Annotated in this window: 9 protein-coding genes; all 9 read right to left on the bottom strand. The window is 37.2% G+C overall.

Going from position 1 to position 11,949, the window contains the following annotated elements:
* Window positions 1-43 precede the first annotated feature (43 nt).
* Window positions 44-616 (bottom strand): hypothetical protein, encoded by a 573-nt coding sequence (locus ACFVSW_RS01045; RefSeq protein ID WP_387311226.1) that lies wholly within the window; start codon window positions 614-616, stop codon window positions 44-46.
* 17 nt (window positions 617-633) lie between these two features.
* Window positions 634-1,917 (bottom strand): hypothetical protein, encoded by a 1,284-nt coding sequence (locus ACFVSW_RS01040; protein WP_387311224.1) that lies wholly within the window; start codon window positions 1,915-1,917, stop codon window positions 634-636.
* A gap of 48 nt (window positions 1,918-1,965) precedes the next feature.
* Window positions 1,966-4,578, bottom strand: a complete 2,613-nt coding sequence (locus ACFVSW_RS01035) for a glycosyltransferase family 4 protein (RefSeq protein WP_387311222.1) — start codon at window positions 4,576-4,578, stop codon at window positions 1,966-1,968.
* A 43-nt stretch (window positions 4,579-4,621) separates the two neighbouring features.
* Window positions 4,622-5,524, bottom strand: coding sequence for an ABC transporter ATP-binding protein (locus ACFVSW_RS01030; RefSeq protein WP_387311220.1), 903 nt, complete (start codon window positions 5,522-5,524; stop codon window positions 4,622-4,624).
* 15 nt (window positions 5,525-5,539) lie between these two features.
* The gene (locus ACFVSW_RS01025) at window positions 5,540-6,343 is read right to left on the bottom strand and encodes an ABC transporter permease (RefSeq protein WP_387311218.1); all 804 of its coding nucleotides are present in this window, start codon (window positions 6,341-6,343) and stop codon (window positions 5,540-5,542) included.
* On the bottom strand, window positions 6,340-7,617 hold the full coding sequence (locus tag ACFVSW_RS01020; protein WP_387311216.1) for a nucleotide sugar dehydrogenase: 1,278 nt from the start codon (window positions 7,615-7,617) through the stop codon (window positions 6,340-6,342). Before ACFVSW_RS01020 ends, ACFVSW_RS01025 begins: the two co-directional genes overlap by 4 nt.
* Before the next feature lie 49 nt (window positions 7,618-7,666).
* Window positions 7,667-8,956 (bottom strand): glycosyltransferase, encoded by a 1,290-nt coding sequence (locus ACFVSW_RS01015; protein WP_387311214.1) that lies wholly within the window; start codon window positions 8,954-8,956, stop codon window positions 7,667-7,669.
* Entirely contained in the window at window positions 8,953-10,194 is a 1,242-nt protein-coding gene (locus ACFVSW_RS01010) for a glycosyltransferase family 4 protein (protein ID WP_387311212.1), read from the bottom strand. Before ACFVSW_RS01010 ends, ACFVSW_RS01015 begins: the two co-directional genes overlap by 4 nt.
* Before the next feature lie 110 nt (window positions 10,195-10,304).
* On the bottom strand, window positions 10,305-11,465 hold the full coding sequence (gene wecB / locus ACFVSW_RS01005; RefSeq protein ID WP_387311210.1) for a non-hydrolyzing UDP-N-acetylglucosamine 2-epimerase: 1,161 nt from the start codon (window positions 11,463-11,465) through the stop codon (window positions 10,305-10,307).
* Window positions 11,466-11,949 lie beyond the last annotated feature (484 nt).

The following is an 11,949-nucleotide window of genomic DNA, read 5'->3' as shown; positions in this document are numbered from 1 at the left end:
TAATTTGATAATTTATTCACATGATTGAACATCAACGAGCACACTATTGAATAATATAGTCATTCGACCATTTCGAAAACTTATTACCGGAAAGATCCTTCACAAATAACTTGATTGTGTAAGTACCTTTTTCTGGAGGAGACCATTCTAGCTGGTTTGATTTCGAAAATGAAATATAGTCCACTCTCTTGTTGTCTTTATAAACATACCACGCATATTTCAACTCTTCCCCTATTACATTTGCCTCCCATTTAATCACAGCACCTACATGCTGCGGGCTTTGCAGGTTTGGGGTTATATGTTCGATGTCCTCAAACTTTAAACAATCAATCACCTTATATTCAGCTGATTTAATCGAAACTTGTTCGCCATCTTTATCCCTTGTAAATGCTTTTATATAATAAGAACCGGGTTCATTCGGTTCCCATTCCAGTACATTAGCTTCTTGATAAGGAATATATTCAATCCGCTTGCCATTTCTAAAAATATACCAGGCGAATTGAAGTTTATCGCCATTAGCGTCTAAATCAAATCTTATCTTAGTGTTAATCGTCACTGGACTCAATTTATCAACTTTTAATAAATTGATCCAAGGAAATTGTGCAGTTACAGTCAACTAGATCCCTCTCTCTGTTATTTATTACTTGAATTTACTAAACTACGCGTAAACTCAATCTCATGGGTTTTATTACTGATTTTCTCTCCATTCTGTTTAGACCGAACAAAGTAATGGATTCTATAGGTCCCCGGTTGTGTAATAGGAAAAACTAATTCCTGTTCCTCCTGGTACATAATCTTCTCATATACTTGATTGTCCAGGATAATATAGAATGCGAATTCAACATCTTGAAGCTGATGACAATCTAGTTGAAAACAGATTTTGTTATTTTCGATGGAAAAATTATAGGTATTTTGTAAATAATCTCTACTGAAAATGATACTTTCCAGTGGAATGGATAGAGACTTTTCATGGAGAATTTCTAAGGCAATATCGATTTTTTTAAGCATATTACTTGATCCGATAGCGGATAAATCAAATCTTCCTTCAGCCTCAAACGGGATTTCCAAAATGGGTTCATCTTGGTGTTTAATAGAAACAACTGTACGAACTTCCTGTTTCACCGGTACATCGACTCGGATCTGCCGCCTGCCGCTGTCCATTTTCTCGTAAACGATTCCCAAGTCTAGTCCATAGATGAGCTGATACAAAGTTTTTTGTAAAAAATAAGGAAAATGTTTAGCAATATGGCTATGGTTTTTTATTTCATTGTTGATCTGAATGTGACTTTTTATCTTGTTCTGATTCAATTGATTCAAAAATGGTTTTATGTGTATAGGAAATTGACTATCATTCTCACTGGATAATAGATGTAACTCAGATAAAATGTCATGATCCATTTGATCAAAGATGATTTGATCTACTTTTTCTATTGCTTCTCTAGATGGATGACTTTCTCCAAATATATAGGCTGCAGTATCTTTTGCAGACTTTAACACATAGTCAGCAATTTTGGTTTGCGGAGCACCGGCAATGATATGCCCATAATGGTATTTAAGTCCAAAATATAAGGCAGCTGAGCCGCCCTTAGATGAACCAGCTGTAATGACATTTTTCTGGCTAATTCCGTATTTTCCGGTAATGTAACTAATTAATGAATGAACAGAAGTTTCTACCTCGAAATTCATATTTTCCCCTAAGTAATAACAGCCTCGGGGGCCATAATTGTCAAGAATAAACAAGCGGTGACAATCGATATGCTGTAAGGAACGAATATAATTGTAACTGTGCTTGATTTCCGCTTTTTCAGGTGAAAATGCAGAGAAAACGACAACCAAATGATCTTTGTTCACTTTCCCTTCTGAAAAAACATACTTTATTGGCAGATTGCTTTTGTATGTATGCTCGATTATCTCCAAGGAAAATCCCCACCTTTCATTCAATTTTCTGAGGGACTCTGTTTTGAGTTATGCCTCTAGTGCTTGAACCGGTTCTGCTGACTCTAATTGATAAATTTCATGATAGATTCTAGCTAATTGGTCCCAAGCTCGATTATTGACGACCCACTTTCTCCCTTGCTTAGCTAAATGCTTCGAGTTTTCTACTTGCTGAAGGCATTCGACTAACGATGATACGTCCTCAGCTTTGAATACAAGGCCAGTTTCGCCATCAATCACCATTTCCCTTAAAGCCGGAATATCGCTTACTAACACAAGTTTTCCCATCGCCATTGCTTCGAATGGCTTAAGCGGCGTTACTAGCTGACAAACCTTTGCCTTTGTACGCGGGAAGGGAAAAACATCAATTACAGAATAGTAGTCTTTGACTTCATGATGAGGTACTCTGCCTACAAATATGACCTCTGCTTCTAATTGAAGCTCCCGTGCTAATTGTTTAAGATCGGGAAGTGCCTTTCCATCCCCTACTAACAGAAATGAAAAGGATATTGCCATTTTCTTCAGCTCGGCTAATGCCTTTAATAAATAATCAAGCCCTTCATAATGGGTAACCGACCCGATAAAGCCAATGACTAATTTATTTTCTAAGTCAAACTTTTTTTGAAGTTCTGTATTAGGCAGCTGCGGCTTAAATTTCTTTACATCTACTCCATTTGGAACAAAGTAAATTTTTTCCTCTGGAATCCCCTTATTGATTAGATGTTCCCTTAAACTTTGACTAATAGCCACAACTCGGTCCGCAGTATGGCAGCAAATTAACTCGTATTTTTCATGCAATAAATAGCGTTCTGAATTTTCAAAACCCGCTGTTTTCGTTGCCTGTGTGTCATGCCAAAGCCCTCTAACCTCATAAACGGAGGGAATCTGGTACTTTTGTGCCACTTTTAAGGCAGGCAGGGCATTTTGAAAATTAGAAGCCGTATGGATCAAAGCGGGATTTATTTGGCGTAGGGCTCGGGCAAAGTGATCTGCATAAGTCCGAAAATACTCGCTCATTGGAACTTCATTTATTTTCGAACTGCCGTTTACATCCATAAGGCGATAATGTTCAATCCCATTATGAATTTCTCTTCCGATGCTTTCTACAACCTTCGAATCAAAAGAATAACCTAATTTCGTGATCACAACTGGATGTATTAGTGAATTCTTTTGATGTTCAACCATTTCAGAGCTTCTTATCGTATAGCCGTTTACTTCCGGTAATGACTTATTCAACACATGAACAATTGTCTTTCCTTTTTCAATGTTTTTACTTTTTCTCGACCAATTCCATTCGTTTTTTTGTAACAAGTATTCATCTAACGCCATCTCATATTCCTTTTTAAAAAGGCGATGAGGTGCCAATTTTTTAAGTTTCTTGATAAAATAATATCTTTCGGAAACATTGCCGAGCCGATGGTGACTGGCAATTAATCTCCTAAGGACTACCTCATGATTTTGGCTAATCTGATAAGCCTTTTCACCAAATATTAGGGCAAGTTTATTTAATTGCTGTTCATGGCAGTACTTCGCAACATATAGCAATAATTTTAACTGCTTGTCTTGTGGAAACGGATTTATAAAATCGTCTATATGTTCTAGCTCATTCCTCTGTAAATACCACCGCACCTCAAGACAATCCCATTTATGCTTTCCTTTTAAATAACTGGATAAAATCTTAAATGCTTTCTCATTAAAAGGCAGAGGCTGCGATGAATGGATAAGAGGATCAATTAATTTCAAAAGCAGGGATTTAAAAATGGGTTCAGGTAAGCTCTCACCATACACGACCACATTGGAAAAATCATCCTCTTTCCCTAAAAAGTATCGGCCATCGTATACGTCATGAAAGCCGCGGCAATTCGTAAGGAGATAAAGAGCGTCTTTACTGGTTAACGGAAGAAAACCCTCATCGATCATTAAATTTACGTCATGAAGATATTTCTTTTTCAATCCGATTTCTTTTAACGTTTCGATCAATGTGTGATAGATTAGCGGGGAGCGGTCTCCTTCTTTAAAAGAATGTAACACCAAATTTAAAGCTGGTTCATCCTTCATTTCTCTTAATGTTAGGGCCAATGCTGGCGACCCATCCCAAGACTCGCCTCTTCTTTCCATTTCTTTATACTTTTCTATTAAATCTTTGAAATGAGAAGTTCCATCATCAAAAACCTCAGATAATTGACGTGCCTTGAATGCCCCGTGTTTTCGAAATGAATATTGGATTAAAAAGTGTTTTTGTTTATCATCTAACGCCGAACCCGCTGCTATTTCTTTACTAAATTGAATTAACTCTTCAATGTTCCTGGCGTTATAAAGGGTGTTGCTTTTTAAGGAATGTATTTCTGGAGATTGATCATCGATCTCTTTTAATTCCATCCATGCCTGGTTATACAAACCTAGGTTTCTCCAAGCATAGGCCGCTAAGTATCTCCTTTGGTTTTCATCCAAACGCATACATTGGCTTAAATGACTTAGAAACCTCTTTTGCTTGCCTAAACGGCAGGAAACGCCCAGTAAATATCTCCCTCCAGCCAGCCTATTTTTTTTTCCTACACACAAATTGAACATAACTTTCTGCACAGGCTGTGGCCCGATATACAAACTAACAGCATAAGAAGCAGCCAGAAAAGCTTTCATCATGAAAAGATCACTTCCGCATTCAAATAAATTCTTTATTCCATACTCATTTACTTAGGAACATCCAAATCCCTGAAAGGATTGAAACAACCAATAATAAGCCTGTTTGGAAATAAAATCCCCAGGCCTTCTTATCTGTATTTCGGCTAACGGCAATAACTTTGTTGAATTGTTCTATTAACATCGTTTCTTTATACTGTTTTTTCTCAGGCGTACTTAAATTATTAAACCATTTTACAAACGAATCGTATTGACCAAGAACCGCTTTTGTCTCATCAAACTGTTTAACCTCACCGAAATGTAGCCAAAGAACCCGGTCACATAAATTACGAAGCTGTGAAATCGAATGGCTGATGAAAAAAATGGTTTTACCCTCCGCCTTTAGATCATTCATTTTTTGCAGGCATTTTTCATAAAAGGTTTGATCACCTACTGATAAGGCTTCATCGACAATCAGTATATCCGGATTTAAATGAACCGAGATGGCAAAGCCTAAGCGCGATTTCATCCCGCTTGAATAGTTTTTGATTGGCTGCTCGATAAAAGTGCCGATATCGGCAAATTCGATAATATCGGAGCTGATTTTAGCAATTTTCGCTTTTTTAAACCCGTTCATCAAACATTTTAATTGGATGTTTTCACGACCCGACAGCTGGTTATTTAATCCAGCTGAAATCGCAATGAGGGACGAATCACCATTGATGTCAATATTACCGGAAGTAGGCGGCATGACTTGTGCTAACAGGTTAGCAAGCGTCGATTTACCGGAACCGTTTATTCCTACAACGCCTATGGTTTCTCCTGCAAACACTTCAAAGGAAATATTTTTCAATGCATAAAATGCTTGTTTTCCGTGTTTATTCCCGATCAAGTCGATAAATTTATCCCGTTTTCTTCTATATAAATGATATGTTTTTGTCATATTTGAACAAGTTACTTTTGGTTTCATCCTGATTCCTCCATCCTACAAATAATCGATAAATTTACTTCTGAATTTAAGATGTATAAAGGAACCGATAAACAAGAACAATAATGTGATCGACCAAAAGTAAAGACCAAATTGTTTGTCCGTATAAAACCATCCTTGTCCTAAAAATGTGAATCTATATCCTTCTATTAAATAGGAGAACGGATTTAATTTTAATAATGCTTGATAACTAGAAGGTAAATGACTTCGATCCCAGATAACGGGTGTGATAAAAAATAGGAGTCTCATTGCATTTTGCAGCATAAGTTGAAAATCACGAAACATAATCGAAATCGTCGAACCTAATAGGGTAAAGGCAAATAGGAACGCCAGAGTACAAAGCAAATAATAAGGTAATTGCAGCAAATAGATTCCCGGTCTAAACCCATTTGCGAGTAAAATAACGAGTAAAACGATCAACATGATGAGAAAGTTTCGAAAATGGCTAAGTATCTTTGTTCCAGGTAGGACACTGATTGGGAATTTCATTTTTGAAACTAGATTCACTTTTTCATATACACTATTACACCCCTGAGTAACTGCAGGGCTGATAAAAAACCACGGAATCAGTCCTGCCACTAACCAAAGGAAATAAGGAACGCCGTTTATTGGAGCACCTTGTCTTAAACCAATGCCAAATACAAACCAATAGACAGCAATTTTTAGAATCGGAGTAATGAGCTCCCAAAAAATCCCCAAATAATGCATTCGATACTTACTCTTGATATCATAAGAAACAAGAGATAAGACAAGATGAAAGTTTTGAGCCAGTTCTTTCAAAACTTGCAGGACAAATCTCATGCAATAACGGCAACCTTTTGCGTATATTCATAGAGATTTCCAAAAGTAATATATTCAATTTCACGGTCATACTTTTGCACGCAATTTCTTGTATCAAAGATTCGTTTATGGGCCATCCCGCCAAATTTGTCCCCATTCAAGTGCTTAAATTCATTATGATCCGTTAAAATGACTACTAAATCTGAATGATCAACAGCTTCTTCCATATTCTTTATAACTGGATGTTGGTTGACATGCGGATCAAACGCACGGATCTCGTAGTTTCCTTGCTGCTTTAACATTTCGAAGATTTCCATTGCCGGACTTTCGCGAATATCATCGACATTTCCTTTATAGGTCAAGCCGAATATCGTCAAAACTTTCCCATTGACTTTTTCCATTAAAGCGTTTATGTTTTCAACCACAAAATCGGGCATGGACGTATTAATCGATCTTGATAAATTTATTAATTTTGCCGTTTCCGGTGCTTTGGCAACTATAAAATAAGGATCTACGGCTAGACAATGCCCGCCAACTCCCGGTCCTGGAATATGTAAGTTCACCCTTGGATGTTTGTTTGCCATCTGAATCACATCCAGGGCATTGATTTCTAACTCGTTACAAACCTTTGTCAATTCATTGGCTAATGCAATATTTACATCTCTAAAGGTATTTTCCATGAGCTTAGACATTTCAGCAGTTTTCGCGTTTGTTTTAATGATTTCACCTTTTACAAACGTTCCGTAAACTTTCGCTCCGGCTTCCGTACATGCTGGTGTAATCCCGCCGACAATCCGATTGTTATATACTAATTCATGGAGAATTTGTCCAGGTAAAACCCGTTCAGGACAATGGACTAAATAAACATCGTCTCCAATTGTAAAACCGGCCTCTTCCACTAAAGGTTTGACATCATCCACCATACTTCTTGGTGCAATCGTCGACTCTACAATAAGGACATTTCCCTTTTCAAGATAAGGAATAACCGAACGCACGGCAGAACGTACGATCGATAAATCACATGATTTATATTCGTCTTGATGGTTTGGTGTTGGTACTGAAATAATAAAGGTATCCGCTTTTTCTGGAGTTAATGAGGCCCGGAACATCTTTTTTTCCATTACCTCCGTTAAAGCTTCTTGTAGCCCCGGCTCTTCAATATGTATTTTTCCGTCATTTAATGCCTCTACCGCATTCACATTTACATCAACACCAACAACTTCTACATCATGTTTCGCAAACATAATTGAAGTGGGTAATCCAATATATCCTAATCCAATCGTACAAACTTTCATTCTAATCCCCTGCTTTCTTATCGTAATGTAATGAAAATAACCAATTCATTTAAGCTAGATATTTCTTCGTGCTTGAATATACATTTAGGAAGTTTACTTTTTCTTTCGTCCAATTGTATTTTTCCTTCGCTGCGGCACATCTGTCTTTCATCTTTTGATATTCTGCCTGAGAATCTAGTAAATAATTGACTCCTTCAGCAATTGACACCGAGTCATGTGAATCAATGCACAAACCTAAGGCATCACCCTCGACTACTTTTTTGATTTCCGGAAAAGAGCAAGCTATTACCGGTACATCGCTCATAATGTATTCAAATAACTTATTAGAGGATGCCGAATAATGATTAAAACAAACGTTATTTAACACTTGAAAGCCGAGATAAGCATTTCTTGTATATTTCGGTAATTCAGTAAGAGGAACCTTTGGAATGAATTTTACTTTGTGATGTAAGTCCATTTGATCCACCATTCTTTCCAGATCAGCTTTGATTTTTCCATCACCTATAAAAACAAGCGTTCCTTCTTTAAATAGCTGTGCAGCTTGTATTAATTTCTCTAATCCGCGCCCCGTTTGAATACCGCCTTGGTATAGGAGAATCTTTTCGTCCTCCGCTAATCCAAGCTGTTGCGTTAATGACAGTTGTTCACTGATATCTTCACGATGAATGTCCGGGTAGTTATAAACGACATACGGATAAAAGCCATAAAGATCTTCATTGTATTTTGCTCTCGTATGATTTTCGACAATCATGGCATCAATGCGTTTAATCAATATCCTCTCTATGATTCCATAAAGTCTGCTATTATAGCCGGTTCGACTCGTTTGAACTTCGTGAGAATCATAGATTAAGATCCTTTTCTTAAGTCTCACCTTTGAACAGATGAACCCCTGAAGCAGTGTATTCAAATCATTTGAATGATAAATATCATAATTTTTCCGTAGTCCCATGAAGATCATTCGTAAAAAGATTGTTCCCCTAATCCAAATCACTCTCATTCTTGTTTTAAGCAATAATAAAAGGAGCACTGCCAATGGAATCACCACTACCGGGAACATTACTGTTAAATAGGCCGAAACGAGTAGTCCTATTATTTTGAATATCGGTGCCATCCTAAAGATCCTTTGAAGCTGTAAAAGGATATCCGGATACCTTTTCACGCGATAAACTTTAAAATTAGGATTTATTTCTTCATAACGAGGAAGCTCTTTATTGTTTGGATTATCGATACAGATTAGGTCAACCAATTGGTCCGTTTCCGATAAAGCCGTGCATTCCCTCAATACTCTCGCGTCATTTGTGAAATGATTCCAAACAAACATACATACCCGTTTTTTCATCCTGTTTTAACCTCTGCAACATCTTCATTTACATGATCTTTAGAATGAGATTCAATGATCCCCACCAAGATTTTTATATTGTTTTCCCAAACGAAGTTTGACCTAACATAATTTCTAGCATTCATTGATAGCTTTTCTTGTATGTCAGCGTGTTCGAAAATTTCGAGAATATGATGTAACATTTCATTTGGGTTATGGGCATCGGATACAAAGCCAGCCTCTTCCTTGCAAATAATGTCACGCGCATAACCGGAAACAGCACCCACTATTGGAGTTCCGCAGGTCATATAATCGATAATCTTCCCTGGCAAAACCATTTCAAATACTTCATTGTTCGTTAAGGCTACTAGTCCAGCTTGATAACCGGAAATGAGCTTTAAGCATTCTTTTCTTGTTTTGGGAGTGAAGAAGCGGACATTGTTCAGATTTTCCTCTTGGACAAATTGATAAAATTCCTCCTTTTTCATTCCAAAGCCAATTATGTCCATTGAAATGTTCTGGTTATGTAACATTTTGGCAAGTTCCTTTAATACTTGAACATCTTGCGCCAACCCAAGATTTCCAGCATAAACAATTTTATTTTCTCGCTTTGCCGATACCATTTCTAATTCTGAGTGCCTGACACCGTTTGGAATAAACGTTATTTTTTGTTTAGGAATACCGGCATCTTCCATAATGTAATCAATATAGACCTTGCTGTTGACTATGATGGAATCAGCATGTTGATACATAAGCTTTTCCAGTTTTTTCACTAAAAAAATGACAAGCGGATGATGAAACACCCCTACTCCCTTTAACGACTCCGGCCATAAATCCCTAATATCTAACAGTAACTTGCCTCTAAAAATCCCTTTAGCAAGCAAACCGGCAATTCCTATGAAGATCGGCGGTGTTGTTACAAAAATAACATCATATTTTTGCTTATTAAAAAGGAGAAAAATTAGCATGCGAATGGTAATCTCTACATAATAAATCAATCGATTAAAAATACTTTGCGAATATTTTTTATTGGTTATTTTAATTCGCTTGATCGCTTGAGAATCATGATTCAGCGTTTCATCATCCCAAAACCTTTCATCCTCATACATTTTCTTATTGGGATACGATGGTTCGGTCGTTAGTACTGAAACGTTATATCCTTCCTTTTTTAAAAGTTGATAGATATTCTTCGATCGATTTGCAGCACTTCCAATCTCAGGATAAAAGTTCTGTGAAATAATCAAGATTTTTTTCGACATATCTACCCCCACTAGGGTTAATTTTTCAAGGAGCAACATCATTCCTGAATCAAAAGACTGACTAAACAAATTTGTTTAATCGGTTTTTATTTTGAAAATGGCTAATTTTTCTACATTGAATAGACTTTTTCACTACTTTCGATGTCTTGTGGTCGTTTGTCTGAAACATGAAAGTAATATTTAATTGCTTCGACAATTCGTTGGGACGCCTTGCCATCCCCATATGGATTAGATGCTTGAGCCATATTTTGATAGACTTCTTGGTCTGTTAATAGCTCTTTCATGTATGAGTAGATCGTTTCTTGATCCGTCCCGGCAAGCTTTAATGTCCCGGTCGCAATCCCCTCAGGACGCTCAGTAGTATCACGTAAAACAAGCACAGGGGTTCCTAATGATGGCGCTTCTTCCTGAACACCGCCGGAATCAGTTAAAATGAAATACGCCCGGTCCATAAAGTTATGGAAATCCTTGACCCCTAACGGCTCGATTAAATGAACTCGGGAATAATCCCCTAAAATATCACTTGCTGCTTCGCGCACAAGTGGGTTCAAGTGAACCGGATAGACTACTTGGACATCATCATGCTCCTCGACAATCCGCTTGATCGCTTTAAACATATTACGCATAGGTTCACCCAGATTTTCTCGCCGATGAGCTGTTAATAGAATGATTTTGTTCCCATTTAACTCTGTTAACAATGAATGTTGGTAGTCTTTTGTCACTGTTGTTTGAAGAGCATCAATAGCAGTATTTCCTGTAATAAAGATGTTATCTTTGTTTTTGTTTTCGGCTATAAGATTGTCAGCAGACTTTTTCGTCGGGGAAAAATGTAAATCTGCCATCACTCCTGTTAGCTGGCGATTCATTTCCTCAGGAAACGGTGAGTTCTTCTTCCAGGTTCGTAATCCCGCCTCCACATGCCCGATCTGAACTTGATTGTATAAAGCAGCTAGACTCGCAGCAAACGATGTAGTGGTATCGCCATGAACAAGTACAAGATCAGGTCTTTCTTTTTTGATGATTTCATCAAGGCCAGCCAGAGCACTTGAGGTAATATCAGTTAGTGTTTGTTTGTCCTTCATAATATTTAAATCAAAATCAGGGGTTACACCGAAGACTTCCAGTACTTGATCTAACATTTCTCGATGTTGGCCGGTAACAGTAACGATTGCCTCTACATCCTTATGTTTTTTGAGTTCAAGTACTAAGGGAGCCATTTTGATTGCTTCTGGTCTTGTGCCAAAAACAGTCATTACTTTTAATTTTCTCATCCATTCTCACGATCCTTTTACCGTTTCTTCAAAACCATTTACAAAATGTGTCGAATCATGATCATTAACAATCTATTTCTCCTCTTTTAATTTGTCGTTTCTTGTTGATTAGTAAATATTTTGTCGATGACATCTGATTGGTTCCTATTAAACACCTTTCCATTCGTAATTTAAACCTTTTTCATCTAAATTGGTATGAATTCCTTACTAAAAAATTGTTCTACGTCATCATGGTTGTTAAGAAAGTAGGATAGTCAAACTTCCTTCCTATCAAGGTTAGGTATACAGAAAAAATGGCCGCGGTAGTGGTGGTTTTTATGAACATTGATTGTAATTTTTTCGCCTTCGTCCATATTATTAAAGCGCTTTACTACCTTTTCCAAAGGCTTTTGACTTTTAATGCTCTGTGCGAAAATCAGAAATTATTGCGAAGTAGAATTCGCTGTTCCGCCAACAAAATAATGTCAATCCACCCTGACCAGAT

The sequence above is a fragment of the Neobacillus sp. NPDC058068 genome (assembly GCF_042885335.1).
Classification (GTDB): Bacteria; Bacillota; Bacilli; order Bacillales; family Cytobacillaceae; genus Neobacillus.
This window is presented reverse-complemented; position numbering and strand designations above follow the sequence as displayed.